General features: G+C 71.1%; 12 protein-coding genes and 1 tRNA gene. 7 read left to right on the plus strand and 6 right to left on the minus strand.

The genetic code is table 11. The annotated features are described in order from the left end of the window. The first annotated feature begins 3 nt into the window (after positions 1 to 3). Positions 4 to 2,307: an AbfB domain-containing protein gene (locus ACSNN8_RS09420; protein ID WP_436648262.1), complete on the plus strand. Its 2,304-nt coding sequence runs from the start codon at positions 4 to 6 to the stop codon at positions 2,305 to 2,307. A gap of 68 nt (positions 2,308 to 2,375) precedes the next feature. On the opposite strand, the gene ACSNN8_RS09425 is transcribed toward ACSNN8_RS09420, so the two are convergent. Together ACSNN8_RS09425 and metG are read right to left on the minus strand one after the other, a co-directional pair. Further along, positions 2,376 to 3,641, minus strand: coding sequence for a hypothetical protein (locus ACSNN8_RS09425; RefSeq protein WP_436648263.1), 1,266 nt, complete (start codon positions 3,639 to 3,641; stop codon positions 2,376 to 2,378). 205 nt (positions 3,642 to 3,846) lie between these two features. After that, the gene (gene metG, locus ACSNN8_RS09430; protein WP_436648264.1) at positions 3,847 to 5,643 is read right to left on the minus strand and encodes a methionine--tRNA ligase; all 1,797 of its coding nucleotides are present in this window, start codon (positions 5,641 to 5,643) and stop codon (positions 3,847 to 3,849) included. 132 nt (positions 5,644 to 5,775) lie between these two features. On the opposite strand from metG, the gene ACSNN8_RS09435 reads away from it, so the two are divergent. After that, the gene (locus ACSNN8_RS09435; protein WP_436648265.1) at positions 5,776 to 7,107 is read left to right on the plus strand and encodes a hypothetical protein; all 1,332 of its coding nucleotides are present in this window, start codon (positions 5,776 to 5,778) and stop codon (positions 7,105 to 7,107) included. A 3-nt stretch (positions 7,108 to 7,110) separates the two neighbouring features. On the opposite strand, the gene rsmI is transcribed toward ACSNN8_RS09435, so the two are convergent. Next, positions 7,111 to 7,959, minus strand: coding sequence for a 16S rRNA (cytidine(1402)-2'-O)-methyltransferase (gene rsmI / locus ACSNN8_RS09440; RefSeq protein ID WP_436648266.1), 849 nt, complete (start codon positions 7,957 to 7,959; stop codon positions 7,111 to 7,113). Positions 7,960 to 8,034: 75 nt separating this feature from the next. On the opposite strand from rsmI, the gene ACSNN8_RS09445 reads away from it, so the two are divergent. From ACSNN8_RS09445 to ACSNN8_RS09465, 5 genes are all read left to right on the plus strand, one after another. Next, positions 8,035 to 9,615 (plus strand): dolichyl-phosphate-mannose--protein mannosyltransferase, encoded by a 1,581-nt coding sequence (locus ACSNN8_RS09445; protein WP_436648267.1) that lies wholly within the window; start codon positions 8,035 to 8,037, stop codon positions 9,613 to 9,615. Positions 9,616 to 9,689: 74 nt separating this feature from the next. Further along, positions 9,690 to 10,277, plus strand: coding sequence for a PadR family transcriptional regulator (locus tag ACSNN8_RS09450; protein ID WP_436648268.1), 588 nt, complete (start codon positions 9,690 to 9,692; stop codon positions 10,275 to 10,277). A 427-nt stretch (positions 10,278 to 10,704) separates the two neighbouring features. Continuing rightward, positions 10,705 to 11,223 carry a hypothetical protein gene (locus tag ACSNN8_RS09455; protein WP_436648269.1) on the plus strand — a complete coding sequence of 173 codons (519 nt, stop codon included), beginning with the start codon at positions 10,705 to 10,707 and terminating at the stop codon, positions 11,221 to 11,223. A gap of 499 nt (positions 11,224 to 11,722) precedes the next feature. Further along, positions 11,723 to 12,709 (plus strand): hypothetical protein, encoded by a 987-nt coding sequence (locus tag ACSNN8_RS09460; protein WP_436648270.1) that lies wholly within the window; start codon positions 11,723 to 11,725, stop codon positions 12,707 to 12,709. 50 nt (positions 12,710 to 12,759) lie between these two features. Continuing rightward, positions 12,760 to 15,183 carry a bifunctional polysaccharide deacetylase/glycosyltransferase family 2 protein gene (locus tag ACSNN8_RS09465; protein WP_436649485.1) on the plus strand — a complete coding sequence of 808 codons (2,424 nt, stop codon included), beginning with the start codon at positions 12,760 to 12,762 and terminating at the stop codon, positions 15,181 to 15,183. Between the two features lie 59 nt (positions 15,184 to 15,242). Here ACSNN8_RS09465 and ACSNN8_RS09470 read toward each other — a convergent pair whose 3' ends face one another. The 3 genes from ACSNN8_RS09470 to sepX form a co-directional block, all read right to left on the minus strand. Further along, a complete protein-coding gene (locus tag ACSNN8_RS09470; RefSeq protein ID WP_436648271.1) occupies positions 15,243 to 16,490 on the minus strand; it encodes a GAF domain-containing sensor histidine kinase in 1,248 nt (415 codons plus the stop codon). Positions 16,491 to 16,771: 281 nt separating this feature from the next. After that, a tRNA-Ala gene (locus ACSNN8_RS09475) sits at positions 16,772 to 16,845 on the minus strand. 79 nt (positions 16,846 to 16,924) lie between these two features. Next, the gene (gene sepX / locus ACSNN8_RS09480) at positions 16,925 to 17,662 is read right to left on the minus strand and encodes a divisome protein SepX/GlpR (RefSeq protein WP_436648272.1); all 738 of its coding nucleotides are present in this window, start codon (positions 17,660 to 17,662) and stop codon (positions 16,925 to 16,927) included. Positions 17,663 to 17,687 lie beyond the last annotated feature (25 nt).

Consider the following 17,687-nt stretch of genomic DNA (forward strand, 5'->3'; position numbering starts at 1 on the left):
TCCATGAACAGTTCACGACGTGCGACGCGCGGCCTGGTGGCCGCCGCGGCCGCGGTGACCGTGACAGCCGGGCTGCTGCCCGGCCAGGCGGCCGCCACACCGGTCATCAGCAGCCTGCAAGCCGCCGACAACGACCCACTACCGGAAGCGACCGCCGACGAGAAATACGACGCCGCCGTGCTCGTGGGCGCCGGCGACGACCTCGCCCTGATCGAACTCAAGGACTGCGACTTCGTCCACGAGATCTCGATCCGGCCGACCGCCGGCGCGGAAATCGTCCGCACCGCGAACAAGGCCTTCACCGACGCGAACGCCAGCGGCGGCACGCCGTCGATCTGCGCCCTCTACATCAGACAAGGGATCCTCGACGCCAACAAGCAGGACCAGGAGAACGAGACGAACGAGGCAGCCGCGCGCAAGGCCCGCGGCTCGGCCGCGGCCGCGATCGGCCTCGAAGCCACGCCGGTCGTCCTGGGCATGACGAACTTCGAGTTCGTGGCGCAGGTCGCCGTCCGCTCCGAGCCGGGTCACGTCAAGACCCAGGCCCAGGACGCCGTCAAGGCCAACGACCCAGACGGGCTGCACGAGTTCATCACCAAGGGCATCTTCGAGGCGCACCAGCAGGACGTCACCGACAAGATGCTCGCGGACGAGACGAAGAGCGAGGCCGAGAAGCAGGCGGGGATCTGGCGCGGCGTCAAGACCAACGCGATGGCTCAGGTCGGCGTGATCGCCACCGACGAGATGCTCGCCGGCAACGACAGAGGCTTCATCTACGAGCTGCTGAGCCACGCCGATCCCGGTTCGGAGGTCGCCGCCGCGGCGAGTGCCGCGGCGGCCTCCAACGACGCCGCGAAGTACAAGGAGTTTCTCCAGACCGGCGTCCACACGGCGCGTGATCTCGACATCACCAAGGGGCTGGCCAAGCAGGCCGAGGACAACCGGGCCGCGGTTCGGATGATCAAAGCCAAGGCGGAGAACAGCTTGGTGCACCCGGCGCTGGCCGCGGGGGCCACCGCCGCGCTGGCCGGCAACGACGAGGTCGTCAGCAAGTTCCTGCGGGACGACCAGTACAAGCTGAACGTCCAGACGCTGCGCACCACCGTCACCGGCCGCACCGGCTGGTACGTGCGCGCCTCGACGGCGAACTCGTCCGTCGCCTTCGAGGGAACCGGCGAGAACAAGTCGCTCACCGATGCCAAGTGGCGGATCGTCACCGGGCTCAGCGACGCGGCCTGCCACTCGCTGGAGTCGGTCACCCACCCCGGCTACTACCTGCGGGAGTCCGGCAACGCCGTCAAGCTGTCGGCCAACGACGGCAGTGCGGCCCTCAAGACCTCGGCCACCTGGTGCGCGACGGCCGGCAAGTCCGGGTCCAACGTGTCGCTGGAGTCCAAGAGCAAGCCGGGCCGGTTCCTGCGGCACTTCGGCACCCAGCTCGTGGCGGCGCAGATCGGCGTGCTCGGCGACTACGACCACCCGTGCAACTACGAGGCCGACTCCACGTGGAAGTTCGACGCCCCGAACACGCCGGCCCTGACCGACAAGGGCGCCGGCGAGAAATGCGGCGACCTCGCGAGCCAGCTCGTCGGCTCCCGGGACAACCTCCTGCAGGCCCGCGAGACCAGCATGTCGTACAGCCAGGTGTCCGGCACGAAGCTCACCCCGGTCACAGGAACCGCGCTGACGCCGTGGAACAACATGGGCGAGTTCGCCGTCGGGCGGATGGGATCCACCGACCTCGCGCTGGCGAGCGCGGTGGCCATCGAGCGCGGCACCGGAAAGCTCTGGGACTACGGCAGGCTCAAGGGCGCGCCCGCACCGCGCGAGGAGATCGGCGCCGGCACCAACTGGAACCAGATGCGCGAGCTGAACCTGGGCATCTACTGCAGCAATGGTTGGGTGTTCGGACGCGACGACCTGGTCGCTGTGGAGCGCTCGACCGGCAAGCTGTGGTGCTACGAGGGCCTCACCACGGGCACGCCGACAAGGCAGCAGATCGGCACGGGCTGGAACTCGATCCGGTCCATCGCCGGAGGCCAGTTCGGCGGTTCGAACCTCATCCAGGGCGACCTGATCGCGCTCCACACGAACGGCAACGCCTTCGTGTATCCGTCCAACGGGCAGGGCGGCTTCGACCAGCGCATCCAGATCATCAATGACTGGTCGAACTACGTGAACCTCGTCGGCGGGCAGTTCAACGGCTCGGGCGGCGACGACATCATCGCCATCGACAAGGCCGGCCGGAAGTGGCTGCATGCCAACGTGGACGGCAACTTCGGCAACCGGGTCGAGCTGACCAACTGACGGTCCGGACGACAGAAGCCGGCGTCACCCTGCGGGGTGACGCCGGCTTCGCCGTACTGCTGGTGGACTCAGCTGATGCGCTGCTCGTACGGGACGAAGTTGTCAGGGTTGCCGGCCCAATCACCCGCCGCGAGGCCGATGACGAGGTAGCCCTTCGGCGTGCTCTTCAGGGGCACCGAGAACGAGAACTTGCCCTTCGACACCTTCACCGGACGGTCGCAGGCGACGGCGTTCGCGGCGTCGATCGAGACCCACTTCTTGCCGTTGTAGCAGACGATCGAGTTGTTGCTCTTGACCACGATGGCGGCCGCCCACATCTGCTTGATGCCCGCGCCCTTGTCGGAGGCCGTGCCCTTGATCGCCTTCCACGACGAGGCCTTGCCCGGCTTCGACGGCTTGGTGAGCTTGAGGACCGGACGCCAGCTGTCCTTCTTGAGCGTGACCTTGCCCACGGTCAGCGTGGCGGCCGCACCGTACTTGTTGTAGACGACCGCCCGCAGGGTCTTGGCGCCCGGAGTGACGAACTCCTTGGTCGGGGTGGTGAAGTAGTACCGCGTGACCTTCTGCTTCTTGATCGGCAGCACGGACGAACGCCCGTCACCCCAGTTGACCGTGATCTTCTTGGCGCCGGCCGGCACCTGGGTGATCTCCCAGACGAACTTCTCGCCGTGCCAGACCGACGACTTGTTCAGCTTGTACTTGAGCGCCGGCACCGAGACCTTCGGGCCGACCGACTTGACGACGCGCTTGTTGCCCGCAGCGTCGGTAAGCGTCAGCGTGATCGGCTTCTTGCCGGACGACTTGTACGTGTGGGTGATGTTCTTCGCGGTGTGGTGCAGGGTCTGGCTGGTGCCGTCACCCCACGTGAGCACCCGCTTGATCTCCGCGGGCCCGCTGACGTTGTCGTTGATCGTGCCGAGCGACACCGTGACGGTCTGGCCGGTCCAGATCGACCACCGGTTCAGGGTGAAGTTGCCGGTCGGCGCGGTCTTGTCGGCCGCGGGCGGCGGCGTGGTCACCGGCGGCGTCGTCGGCGGGACCGGCGACGTCGTGGTGGTGGGGCCGGACGACGTCGGCGAGGAGGTCGGCGACGAGGCCGGCGGCTTGGTGGGCGTCGTCGGCGGCGTGTCGGTCGGCGACGTGGTGGCGGGCGGCTCCGTCGGAAGCGTCGGAGACGGCGTGGTGCTGGTCGGCGCGCTCGTCGGCTCGGGCGAACCGGGCGCGCCGGGCGGCACCGGGTCGGCGAACGCAGGCCCGGCGAACGCGCCGCCGCCGGCCAGGAACGCGCCGCTGATGACGGCCGCGAGAAGCGGACGCGAGAGGCGAGACTTCAAGACAAATGCTCCTTCGAGGGGATTGAACCGCACGAAGGGGACGCGATCGACCCGGCGACACGTCAGGACGGAGCCGTTTCGATGCAACGCTGGTGTTCCCCCGTGGAGCGCGAACGCTACCCGATCATCCTTATGTGAATCAATCCCATAAATGAATGAGGCCCGCCCGTCCCCTGTCGGGACGGACGGGCCTGGCGGTAGGAGGTCAGCCTGCCAGTCGAGCCAGCTCCTCGTCGACGACCGACGGCTCGAGCTTGCGGAAGACCGGCTTGGGCGCGGACAGCGGCGTGCCCGCGACCAGCGGAACCGACTCCCAGCGGGCGCCGGTCGTGTAGTCGCCGGTGAGCACCGGGTAGGACGGGCCGCCGTCCAGGTCGTCGACCTCCTCGATGCGCGGCATCGGCGCGTGCACGCCCTGGCCGCCGAGCAGCTCGAACACCTTCTGCGCGGAGTGCGGCAGGAACGGCGTGAGCAGCGTGTTGGCGTCGCTGACCACCTGCAGCGCGACCGCGAGGATCGTGCCCTGGCGGGGCTTGTCCTCCTCGGCCTTGAGCTTCCACGGCGCCTGCTCGGAGAGGTACTTGTTCGCCTCGGCGACCACCTTCATGGCCTCGCTGATCGCCGCCTTCTGCCGGTGCTTGCCGATCAGCTCGCCGACCGTGGCGAAGCCCGCCCTGGCGACGGCGAGCAGCGCCTCGTCCTCCGGGGTGAGCTCGCCGAGCGCGGGGATGGCGCCGAAGTTCTTGGCGGCCATCGAGATCGACCGGTTGACCAGGTTGCCCCAGCCGGCGACCAGCTCGTCGTTGTTACGCCGGACGAACTCGGCCCAGGTGAAGTCGGTGTCGTTGGACTCGGGACCGGCCACCGCGATGAAGTAGCGCAGCGCGTCGGCGTCGTAGCGCTCCAGGAAGTCGCGCACGTAGATGACCACGCGCCGCGACGAGGAGAACTTGCGGCCCTCCATCGTGAGGAACTCGCTGGAGACCACCTCGGTGGGCAGGTTGAGCCGGCCCAGCTCGCCCGGCTCGCCGCCCTTGTCGCCCTCGCCCGAGTAGCCGAGCAGCAGCGCCGGCCAGATCACCGAGTGGAAGACGATGTTGTCCTTGCCCATGAAGTAGTAGCCGACCGCGTCCTTGCCCTGCGCGTCGGCCGCCCACCACTGCCGCCACGCCTCGGGGTCGCCGGAGCGGCGCGCCCACTCGATCGAGGCGGACAGGTAGCCGATCACGGCGTCGAACCACACGTAGATGCGCTTGTCGGTGCGGTCGCGCCAGCCGTCGAGCGGGATCGGCACCCCCCACTCGAGGTCGCGGGTGATCGCCCGCGGCTGCAGGTCGTCGAGCAGGTTGCGGGAGAACTTGAGCACGTTGGGGCGCCAGTTCTCACGCTGGTCGAGCCAGTTGCCGATCGCCTCGGCGAAGGCGGGCAGGTCGAGGAAGAAGTGCTCGGTCTCGACGAACTCCGGGGTCTCGCCGTTGATCTTGGAGCGCGGGTTGATGAGCTGCTCGGGGTCGAGCTGGTTGCCGCAGTTGTCGCACTGGTCGCCGCGGGCGCTGTCGTAGCCGCAGATCGGGCAGGTGCCCTCGATGTAGCGGTCGGGCAGCGTGCGGCCGGTCGACGGCGAGATCGCGCCCAGCGTCGTGCGCTTGACGATGTAGCCGTTGCGCTCGAGCGCGGTGAACAGCTCCTGCACCACCGCGTAGTGGTTGCGCGTGGTGGTGCGGGTGAACAGGTCGTAGGACAGGCCGAGGCCGTGCAGGTCCTCGACGATCACCCGGTTGTAGCGGTCGGCGAGCTCGCGCGGCGTCACGCCCTCGGCGTCGGCCTGCACCTGGATCGGCGTGCCGTGCTCGTCGGTGCCCGAGACCATGAGCACGTCGTGGCCGGCCATGCGCATGTACCGGCTGAAAACGTCGGAGGGCACCCCGAAGCCGGAGACATGACCGATGTGGCGCGGGCCGTTGGCATAGGGCCAGGCAACCGCGGCGAGAACGTGACTCATGAGGTACAAGCGTAGTGAGCGGCGTGGGCGGCTCGCGAACGGATTCGCTACGCCCACGGCGAGATCTGGTTTTGTCACGACACGCCCCATTCGGAACGTGATGACGGCTCGGCGGCGTAGTCCAATGGAACCGTGCCCGCAGACACGCCACAACCTGGGGAAACGCCGCGCAGCGAGGGCGAGTCCCGGTCGATCGCCGACCCCGACGCGGCCTGGTGGCGCGGCGGGACCGACCGTACGGCCGCAGACCCGGCGCCCGCCGCCGGCTCCAGCCACCCGGCCCGGGGCCCCGCGGCCGCCCTCGACCAGCCCGCCGGCGGGACCGGAGTGCTGCTGCCGCCCGCCGCCGCGCCCCGCACCGCCGAGGCGGCCGAGGCGCACGCGGCCGGCGCCCAGGACGCCGCCGCGCACCTCAAGCCCGCGATCAGCGGACCGCCCGTCCTGCTGCCGGCCATCAAGCCCGCCCCGGCCGGACCCGCAGTCGCGCCAGCCGTCGTCGGACCTGCCGCAGGCGGCCCCCCGGCCGGCAGGCCCCCAGCCACAGGGTCTCCGGCCGGGAAGCCCGCGGCGGCAGCGTCGCCGGCCGTCGACCGCGACCAGGCCGACCCGCACCGGTACGACCCGCTGCGGCCCGCGGCCGGGCACACCGCCCGCATCGCGGCGGAGACGGCCGCCGCGGACGACGTGATGGTGCTGCCCGAGCCGAGCCTGCAGCACCGGCCCACGGTGCCGCTCGACCGTCCGATGCCCGCCCGCCCCCGCCAGGCGGGCCCTGCGCGGATCACCCCGAGCGAGCCGCTGCCCCCGCCGACCGGCGCGCCGGCCACCGACGCCCGCCTCGAACGGCTGGAGAACTCCCCGTTCTGGCGCGACCCGGTCGACGACACGATCGAGGTGCCGCCCGGCGAGGAGCCTGCCCCGGCGGTCCCGCGGGCCCGCCACCGCGGCAGTGGGCGGGCACGCAAGCGGTCCGGCCTGCCGCTGCCGGGTCAGGTGTCGCTGGTCGCGCTGAGCCTGCTGACGGCGTTCTTCGCGTGGGTCAGCAGCGAGCCGTTCTGGCTGGCGGTGGGGCACGGCGACCACGGGTACGCCACCACGACCCGCTGCGTCGGCGACGGGGTCACGCAGCGCTGCGCCGGCCGGTTCACCGCGGCCGACGGCCGGTACACGATCACGCAGGTGCGGCTTCTCGGCGTCGAGGGCGCCGCCCGGCTGCCCGGCGCCGTCGCCCCGGCCCGGATGGTCAGCCCCGACAGCCTCCAGGCGTACGTGGGAGGGACCGGGCCGCTGCTGCATCTGCGCTGGATGCTGGGGTTCGCGCTCGTGCTGTTCTGCGGCTACGCCATCTCGGGCGTGACCGGGGCGCGTCGGCTCGAGACGCCCCGGGCCCGGCGCGGCGCCGTGCTGCTCAGCCTGGCCGCCCCGCTGGCGCTGCTGGCGGGCTTCCTCGCGGCGGCGTACTGACCCCTACTTCTCGTGCACGAGCGTGTAGACCTCGCGCTTGCGCAGGCCGTACTCGTCGGCGACCGCCTGGATCGCGTCGCGGCGTGACGAGCCGGCGGCCTCCCGGGCGGCGACCGCGGCGCGCAGGTCGTCGTCCGCCGGGCGCTCGGCCGGGCGCTGCGGCGCGCCGCCCACCACGACGGTGATCTCGCCGCGCGGTTCCTGCTCGGCCGCCCACGCGGCGAGCCCGGCCAGCGTGTCGCGCCGGATCTCCTCGTACGTCTTGGTCAGCTCGCGGCAGACCGCGGCGGGCCGCTCGTCACCGAACGTGGCCGCGAGGTCGGTGAGCATGCCCGCGATGCGGTGCGGCGCCTCGAAGAAGACCAGCGTGCGCGGCTCGGCCGCGAGCTCCCGCAGGCGGGACCGGCGGTGGGAGCCCGTACGCGGAAGGAACCCCTCAAAGACGAAGCGGTCGCTGGGCAGGCCGGACAGCGCCAGAGCGGTCGTCACGGCGCTCGGGCCGGGCGCGGCGGTCACCGGGTAACCGGCGTCCAGTGCGGCCCGGACCAGGCGATATCCCGGATCCGAGACGCTCGGCATGCCCCCGTCGGTCACCACCGCGACGACGGCCCCGGCGGCCAGCGCCTCGACCAGCTCGGGCGTACGCCTTTCGTCGTTTCCTTCGAAGTATGAAACGACGCGGCCGCCGACCGTCACGTCCAGGTCGCGGGCGAGCCGGGCCAGCCTGCGGGTGTCCTCGGCGGCGACGACGTCCGCGGTGGACAGGACCTCCCGCAGCCGGGCCGAGGCGTCACCGATGTTTCCCAGCGGGGCGCCGACGAGCACGACCCGGCCCCCATTCGTCTCCACCACGACGAAAGTCCATCACACGCCGCGACGAGGTGACGGCGGGCACCGGCCCCCGGGCACAGGTCCTACGATCGCGGGGTGACTACGGCGCCGACAGCGGAGACAGAGCTCACCCCGGAACCGCCCCCCGCGGCGGCCGAGCCCGGGGGCGTGCGCGCCGTCCCCGACATCGTCCGGCGCCGGCTCGGGACGCTCGAGAACTGGCTCAACCCGCACTCCTGGCTGGTCACCGCCGTCGTCGTGACGATCGCGGCGATCCTGCGGCTCAAGGACCTCGACCAGCCCAAGGGCTACATCTTCGACGAGGTCTACTACCCGACCGACGCGTGGGACATGTTGCAGCACGGCGTCGAGTGGGACGAGAAGAACAACGGCCCCGCGTACGTGGTGCATCCCCCGCTGGGCAAGTGGCTGATCGCGCTCGGCGAGATGGTGTTCGGCAACCGCGAGCTGGGCTGGCGCATCTCCGCCGCGGTCGCCGGCATCGTGATGATCCTGATCCTGATCCGGGTCACCTACCGGCTGTTCCACTCGGTGCTGCTCGCGGGGCTGGCGGGCCTGCTGATGACGCTCGACGGCTTCCAGCTGGTCCTGTCGCGGACGTCGCTGCTCGACATCTTCCTGGGCACGTTCATCCTCGCCACGTTCGCCGCGCTCGTGCTCGACCGCGACCACTACCGGCGCCGCTGGCTGCGGGCGCTGGAGAACGGGTACGACCCGGGGCGGAACCCGGCCGTGCCACGGATCGTGCCGTGGTGGCTGCTGGTCGCGGGCGTCACGTTCGGCATGGCCTGCGGGGTGAAGTGGAGCGCGCTGTTCTTCGCGCCGTTCCTCGCCGCGCTGGTGATCGCATGGAGGGTGCAGGCACGCCGCTCCGCGGGGGTGCAGGGGCCGTTCCTGGCCGGCATCCTCGGCGACCTCGGCTGGCTGCTGCTCAGCTTCGTGCTCACCTTCGTGACGTACCTGGCCACGTGGACCGGCTGGTTCGTCACCGACACGGGTTACTTCCGGCACTACCGCGAGGCCAACGGGCTCAGCGAGCCACCGGTGATCGGCGCGCTGCTCAACCTCTGGCACTACCACTCCGAGGCGTACAGCTTCCACAGTGGGCTGACCGAGCGGCACGTCTACCAGTCATGGCCGTGGCAGTGGCTGCTGCTGGGCCGCCCGGTCGCGTTCTTCTGGAACAACAGCGGCAACTGCGGCGCCCCCAGCTGCGCCCGCGAGATCCTGCTGCTCGGCACGCCGATCCTGTGGTGGTCGTTCCTGCCCGCGCTGGCCGCGCTGATCTGGTTCGGCATCGCCCGGCGCGACTGGCGGGCGTGGGCGATCCTGGTGCCCGCGGTGGCCGGGCTGCTGCCGTGGTTCTACTACGCGGTCAAGGACGGCCGCACGATGTTCTCGTTCTACGTGCTGCCCGCCCTGCCGTTCCTGATCCTCGCCGTCGTCTACGCGCTCGGCGCGATCATGACCCCGCCCTCCGGCATCGCGCAGGGCTCGGCCCGGACCGACCGCCAGCTGATAGGCACGGTCGTGGTCGGCGCGTACGTGGTGCTGATCGCCATCTGCTTCGCCTACTTCTATCCGATCTTCGTGGCCCAGCTCATCCCGTACGAGAGCTGGTCCGGCCGCATGTGGCTGGGCGGCCGCTGGATCTAGCCAGGCGCCCGTCCCCCCTTCCGCGATCCCGGTCGGCCCTTCAAATAGTCGATTTCGACTGTTAGAGTTCGACCATGCCACGGCGCGCGCTCGACAATCCGCTGGTGCTGTCGATCCTCGGGCTGCTGCTCGAGCGGCCGATGCATCCCTACGACGTGCTCGGCGAGCTCCGCCGGCGCAGCGAGAGCCAGGCGGCAGCCATCACCCGCGGGTCGGTCTACGACGTCGTCGCCGCACTGAGCACCGCGGGCTGGATCACCGAAACGGCACGGCTCCGGCAGGGAAACCGGCCGGAGCGGACCGTCTATGCGCTGACCCCGTCCGGCCGCGAGGAGCTCGTCCGCCGGCTCGACGACCGGATCCGGCACCCGGAGCGTGACTTCACGCCGTTCCTGGGCGCCATCGCCTATCTCGGTGCGCTCGGGCCGGCCGGCGCCGCCGACGCGCTGAGCGAACGGGCCCGGCGGCTCGGCGAACGAACGATCGCCGACGAGCAACGCCTGGCCGAGGTGCTCGGCCAGGATCTGCCCCGGCTGTACGTCATCGAAGCCGAGTACGCGATCCACCAGGCCCGCGCCGAGCTGGCCTGGATCGGCTCGGTGCTCGAGGAGATCCGCACCGGCCGGCTGACGTGGCCCACCACCGGCACGGCCGACGGCTGAGGCACGAAAGGAGTCGCCGTGAGATTCGGCATCTACCCCGGCGGACGGGCAGGGGCGACCTGCTCGCACCCGTCCGACCCCGTCGCCGTCGGAAAGCTCGTCGACGAGCTCGCCGGCGGCCGCCCCCTGGCCATCCGCGAATACGTGCACTTCCTCGGCGCCCACCCGGACCCCGCGACCGTCACTGCGCTCGGCGCCGAGCGCGAGCTCGACCGGCTGACGATGCCGGACGAGTGGTACGTCGAGGACGGCCGCGAACTCGACCTCGTGGTCAGCTATCTGCCGCCGACGGCCGACACCGCCGGGTGGCTCGCGTTCCTCGACGCGGTCATCGATCGCTACGGGCGCCTCACCCGGCGTCCTCGACGCGCTGACGCTGGGCGTACCGCACGCGCGGTCCACGCTGGACCGCAACGGGCTGAGCTCCGTGAGGGTCGGCTTCTCGGTGGCCGAGCCGCCGGAGTGGCTCGGCGGGGACGACGCCTTCTGGCAGCACCTGGCCGCGACACCGGCGCCGGACTTCGCCGCGCACGTCGACTACGTCGGCCTCGCCCTGTATCCGGACGCCTTCTCGCCGGTGGCGCCGAAGGGCCGGCCCGGTGACGTCGCCTCACTCACCGCTCATGCCGTGCAGCACCTGCGCGAGCGGTGCCTGCCGCGCGCCCACATCCAGGCGGGCGTCCCGATCCACATCGTCGAGAACGGCTCGCCCAGCGCGGCGCCCCGCAGCGAACGGGCGCAGGCCGAGTCGCTGTCCGAGATGATCCGCACGATCCTGGACCTGCGGTCGTCGGCCAACATCACCCAGTACGAGTTGTTCGGGCTGCGCGACGCCGACAGCGGCTCGCAGTCACCGCTCGCAAGCCTGGGGCTGGTGAGCGACACCTACCGCCGCAAGGAGGCCTTCGAGACCTATCGCGAGATCATCGCCGGCACGGACTCGTAGACCTGCTGCCGGCGGTTGCTGATCGGCGGGCGCGGAAGGACACGCGCAGTCGAGGCCGAGAAGTAAGAGCGCGCCCCGATCGCCTGCCACGGGGGAAGCGGGCGATAGGAGCGCGCACCAAGAAGCTTAACGACCTCCGATGCCCGGCACAACGCCTGGCCTGGCGAAGTTTCAAATTTCGACCAGGGCATTTCCGCAACCCGGACATAGCGGTATATTGTCACTTACCGGCTATAACGGATCACGAAAGTGATTCGCCCTTTCGCCTCTTTCACTGTCAGGAATGCGACAGGAAAACATTCGGCGAAACCACGTAACCTCAGTCCGTTCGCCATTGCATCGCAGCTCAGCGCTGCGCGCGTTCCGGTGGCACATACTGCCTGCCATCTGGTCAAACGCTAACGCTCATCATTTCGGCTGATTTAGCCATGACGATCATCCGTCACTCGGCAGGGTGAGCAGTCCCAAGATCGGCATTTATGTTTTTAAGCTTCGCCGCGTGACTTCGCAGGAGCCAGAAAACCCGCAATTCGTCTCGGCCGACGCGCCCGACACCGAGGTGCTCTCGATCCAGGCGCCCGCACCGGTGTTCGTGGACAGCACCGGTCGCCGCAGCCGATTCTTGCGGCGGCTTGCGTACGCGTTCGGCGCGCTGGTCATGCTGTACGGCGGCCTGATCAGCGTCAGCCTGGCCGGCGGACCCGTCCGCTCGAGCGCCGTGCTGCCGCTGCCCGGACTCGAACCCGAGAAGAAGCAGGAGACGGCGCCCAAGCCCCCGACTCCCACGCCGACGCCGACCCCGACGCAGGCCTCGCAGGCCCTGTACGTCGCCGACCCGGCGTTGCGCCGCACCCGGCAACCGGCGCCGCAGCTGGAGTCCACCCGCACCCCGTCGGCGACCAGGAAGCCGAGCCCGTCCGCGTCGGCGACGACGAAGAAGCCGGCGACGAAGCCGCAGCCCGAGTCGACCAGCGTGAAGCCGGACGTGTCCGACCCGCCGCCGCCCGTCGTCGAGAACCCCCCGCCGAGCGGCACCACGGACGACCCGAGCACCCCGCCGTCGGCGCCCATCCCGGTTCCGCCGGCGCCCGCGGGCAACGGCGGGTCGGGCGGTGGATCCGGCGGCGGCACCGTCGTGGACACCCCGGCGAGCGACGGCGCGTCCGGCGGCTCCGGCGGCTCCGGCGGCGGAACCGGCACCACTGCCGGCGACACGTCCAGCACCGGAGGCAGCGCCGGCGACTCCGTAGGCAGCACGGGCAGCGGCAGCGGCTCCAGCGACAGCGGGTCCAGCGGCGGCAGCAGCGCCAGCGGCTCTGACAGCGCCAGCGGCTCCAGCAGCACCGGCAGCGGCAGCACCGGCAACAGCGGCCGCAGCACCAGCGGCTCCGACAGCACGGGCACCAGCGCCACCACCGGCGCAGCCGCCGCCACCGCCACCGCCACCGCCGACGCGACCTCCGACGGAGGCGAGGCGCTCCCGTGACCTCCCACACCCCCGCCCACAAGGCTCCCGCCCCCAACACCCCGCCGCGCATGCCGCCCACCAGCGTGCGCACCCGCGGCCGCGGCCCCGTACGTCGCCGTCTCCTCCCCCGCCCAAGGGTGCTGCTCGGCAGCCTGCTCGTCCTCGTGTTCGTCGGCGTCCTGATCGTGCAGGCGTACATCAACGCCGAGTTCAAGAGCGACCACCAGGACTCCGAGGTCGGCGACCAGGCCGGCGTCCCGCAGGACGTGCTCAACGGCGGACCGGTCATCAACACCACCGGCGGCCAGGAGAGCACCAGCCGCATGCCGCCCAAGACGATCGCGCTGACCTTCGACGACGGTCCCGATCCGATCTGGACGCCCAAGGTCCTCGACGTTCTCGAGCAGTACGACGCCCACGGCACGTTCTTCGTGGTCGGCTCGGAGGTGTCCCGGCACCCCGAGCTCGCCAAGCGCATCACCGACGAGGGCAACGAGCTGGGCCTGCACACCTTCACCCACCCGAACATGCAGCGGCTGGCCCCGTGGCGGCGCAACCTGGAGCTGTCGCAGACGCAGGTCGCCATCGCCCGGGCCACCGGCGTGCACACGAACCTGGCCCGGTTCCCGTACTCGTCGAAGAACGCCGCGATCGACGAGACCAACTGGCGGATCGTCAAGGACGCGGGCCGGCAGGGCTACCTGGTCGTGGTCAACGACCTCGACAGCGAGGACTGGCGTCGCCCCGGCGTCGACCAGATCGTCAAGAACGCCACCCCGACCGGCACCGACTCGGCGGTCATCCTGTTCCACGACGCGGGCGGCGATCGGAGGCAGACCGTCGAGGCTCTCCGGCGGTTCGTTCCGGCGATGCAGGCGCGCGGTTACCGGTTCACGACGGTGACCGAGGGCCTCAACCGCACGATCGAGCAGAGCAACGCCGCCGCGAAGGACACCCCGCCCGTACCGAGGCTTGAGGAGAACCCGGACGCCGCGGGCAGCGACGTGTGGCGCGGGACCGCGGTGATCTGGACCGTACGGGTCGCGGACGGGCTGGTCTGGTTCATCGCGATCCTGTTCCTGGTCGTCGGCGCGCTCACCATCGGGCGTACGGCCCTGCTGCTGTTGCTGGCCACCCGGCACGCCCGGCAGCGCCGCAAGCCCGGCTGGACGTGGGGCCCGCCGGTGGTCGAGCCGGTGTCGGTGATCGTGCCCGCCTACAACGAGAAGGAGGGCATCGAGGCCGCGGTGCGCTCGCTGGCCGGCGGCGACTACCCGGCGATCGAGGTGGTGGTCGTCGACGACGGCTCCACCGACGGGACGGCCGCGCTCGTGGAGCAGATGAGGCTTCCCAACGTACGGGTGGTCAGGGTGCCCAACGGCGGCAAGTCGAACGCGCTCAACACCGGCATCGCGCTCGCCCGGCACGACCTGATCGTCACCGTGGACGGTGACACGATCTTCGAGCCCGACTCGATCCGCAAGCTGGTGCAGCCGTTCGCCGACCCGGCCGTCGGCGCGATCGCCGGCAACGTCAAGGTCGGCAACCGCGAGCGGATGGTCGCCGCCTGGCAGCACATCGAGTACGTGATCGGGTTCAACCTGGACCGCCGCCTGTACGAGGTGCTCGGCATCATGCCGACCGTGCCGGGCGCGATCGGCGCGTTCCGCCGCGAGGCCCTGGCCCAGGTGGGCGGGATCAGCGACGAGACGCTCGCCGAGGACACCGACGTCACGATGGCGATGCTGCGGGCGGGCTGGCGGGTCGTGTACGCCGAGGGCGCGAAGGCCTGGACCGAGGCGCCCGCCACGCTGGAGCAGCTGTACCGGCAGCGGTACCGGTGGAGCTACGGCACCATGCAGGCGATGTGGAAGCACCGCCGGGCGCTGTTCGACAAGGGCCCGTCGGGCCGTTTCGGACGGGTCGGGCTGCCGTTCCTCGCGCTGTTCGGGGTGGCGCTGCCGATGCTCGCCCCAGTGGTCGACATCATGCTGCTCTACGGCCTGGTCTTCTGGGAGCTCGAGGAGACCGTGGTCGCGTGGCTGGGCATGCTCGCCCTCCAGCTGTTCACCGCGGCGGTGGCGTTCCGCTTCGACAAGGAGTCGCTCAAGCCGCTGTGGCGGCTGCCGCTGCAGCAGTTCGCGTACCGCCAGCTCATGTATCTGGTGCTGATGCAGTCGGCGACCACCGCGCTGACCGGCGGCCGGTTGCGCTGGCACAAGCTGCACCGGGCGGGGCTGGTCGCCCGGACCGAGCACGCGCCTCCGCCCCCGCTGCCGGCCGGGAACGTCGCGCCGGTCGTCGACACGTGGCCGTCCACGCTGGAGCAGACCCGCGTCGACCACCATCCGGCGGCGGGCCGGGCCTTCGCCCGTCCGGTCGTGCCGTCGCAGCCGGTGCGTGGCCAGCAGGCCGACGAGTACGACCCCGAGGACCTTCCGTCAGCCGGCTCGCCCCCGGGTGGCGGCACCGGCCCGGTCTACACCGGGTGACGCGTCGGCCCGTGCCCCGCTCGAACTGCAGCCGAGCGGGGCGCGGGCCGATGTGCTTCTCAGGCGACGGGGACGAGCTCGTCGAGCAGGTCGGCCACGCTCCGCTCGGCGGCGGGGAACACGACGTGCAGCGAGGTGCCGTCGCCGGGCCGGTCCGACAGCGCCACCGTCGCGTGGTGCGCGTCCAGGATCTTCTTCGCCACGGCGAGCCCGCGGTCGGGCCCCGGCACGGTCGCCGGGTTCGCGATCGCGCCGTAGTACAGGTGCGGGAACAGTTCGGGCCGCATGCCGTCGGGCAGGTCCATGTCGTCCAGACGTACGGCCGGGCCGGCCTCGCTCTCGGTGCCGACCCGCACCCGTCCGCCCGACGGCGTGTACTTGACCGCCGCGAACAGCAGATGGGTGAGCACCTGCTCCAGCCGTACGGGATCGGCGATGATCGGCAGTGACGGGCCGCCCGCCTGGTTGAGGATCCAGATCTGCTTGGTCGCCGCGATGGGGCGTACGGCCTCGACCGCCCGCTGCGTGATCCGGGTCAGGTCGATCTGGCGCATGTGCAGGCTCTCGCTGCCGAACCCCGCCTCGGCCATCGAGCTCAGGTGGTGCATCAGGTCGAGGAAGCCGCGGATGTGCCCGGCGGTCGCGCGGGCCACCAGGTCGCCCATCTCGGCGTCGTGGGTGCCGGTCTTGCCGAGCTTCTCCAGGTACGCCGAGATGAGGCGCAGCGGCGCGCGGAGATCACCCCCGACGAGCCCCGCCAGGTCGTCCTTGCGCCGCTCCAGCTCCTGCAGCCGGGCGGTGGTGTTGGCCAGCGCGATCGCGTGCCGGCGCAGCTCCATCTGCGAGATCACCTGCCGGGCCAGCGCCCGCAGCGCCTGCATCTGCTCGACGTCGAGCCGGCGCGGCTCGTCGTCCACCACGCACAGCGTGCCCAGTGCGTACCCGTCGGTGGTGACCAGCGGCGCGCCGGCGTAGAAGCGGATGCCGTCGGCGCAGTCCACCAGCGGGTTGTCGGCGAACCGGGCGTCCTTGGTCGCGTCCGGCACCACCATCAGGTCGCGACCCATGATCGCGTGGGCGCAGAACGAGACCTCGCGGTCGGTGCCGGACAGATCGGTGCCGATCCGCGCCTTGAACCATTGACGTTCGGCGTCGACGAGGCTGACCAGCGACATCGGCGTGCCGCACACGCTCGAGGCCAGCGCGACGATGTCGTCGAAGTCCTGTTCCGGGGCGCTGTCGAGGATGTCGAGCGAGTACAGCGCGGCGAGCCGCTCGGTCTCGTTGTCGGGCAGGGGCGCTTTCATGGGTCACCTCCGAGGCTTGCCTCCAGAGGTACCACACAAAAGGAGCAGTTCTCACGTTTCGGACGCGCAGCGGTCCGGCCAGACCGCCATTACCCGCCGGGGGACCCACCACTCACCGCAACCGGACACGCCGTGGCGTTCCGTCGGGGTTCTGCTTCCGGGGCGACCCACCACCGACCGCAACCGAATACACCGTGGGGTTCCCGGGGGCTCGGCCCCCGGGGCAGATATGACGAGCGCCCCGGTCCACGCTTTCCGTGGACACGAGGCGCCAAAGCTTGTGGAGCTGAGGGGATTTGAACCCCTGACCCCCTCGATGCGAACGAGGTGCGCTACCAGTCTGCGCCACAGCCCCTTACCGCTCCGCGGACATCGTCCGTGGAACGAGCAAAAGGCTAGCACGGTGTACGGATGATCCGGACACCGGCCCCCTCTCATGCCGTGTGGTGCCGCCCGCCGGCCTCGTACGCCCGCCCCCGCAGGCCGCCCGCGCGCCGGTAGTAGACCGACGGCGTGACCGTGGGCGGCTCGTCGCGGTCGAGGCCCATCGCCGTACGGCGGGCCGCCTCCCGCTGCGCGGCGAGCTGCTTCTGCTTCTCGCGCCGCTGCGCCGCCCGCCGGGCCTGCTCGCGCCGCACCTCGGCCTGCCGGGCGGCCAGCCATGCCGCCTCCTGCGCCTCGATGCGGCGCCGGCGGCGGTCGGCCAGCGCCCGGTTGCGCAGGTGCACCAGGTCGATCGCGAGCAGCGTGGCGGTGACCGCGAAGCCGATCCAGAAGCCGGGGCCGACCGCGAGCACGCCCACCAGCTCGATGACGTTGAGCAGCAGCAGCGCGGCGAAGACCCGGCGACGGCGGACCACCGCGGGGGTGTGCCGCCGCGGTGGTGGGCGGCGCGCCGGACGGCGGCCGGGCGTGACCAGCCGGAGCCGGCGTTGCGGCGGAGGCGATTCACCCGTTGGGGCGAGAACCGTAACCGTGACCAGCCGACCCGGGTTGATCGGTCTGCGTCCGGGCACAGTACGGCGACGGCGGTGGCGCTGCAGCACCCGCGCCGTCGACGACGCCCGCTCCGCGGCCAGCCGCTCGGTGGCGTCGTACCGGCGTACCAGCGCCGGTGCGAGGGCGAGCAGTCCGGCCGCGGCGAGGACGGCGAGGAGCACCGAGGTCGGCACCCTCACCCCTCCCGTCAGCTACGGG

Origin of the sequence: Actinoplanes sp. URMC 104 (assembly GCF_051386375.1) — a bacterium.
Taxonomy (GTDB): domain Bacteria; phylum Actinomycetota; class Actinomycetes; order Mycobacteriales; family Micromonosporaceae; genus Actinoplanes.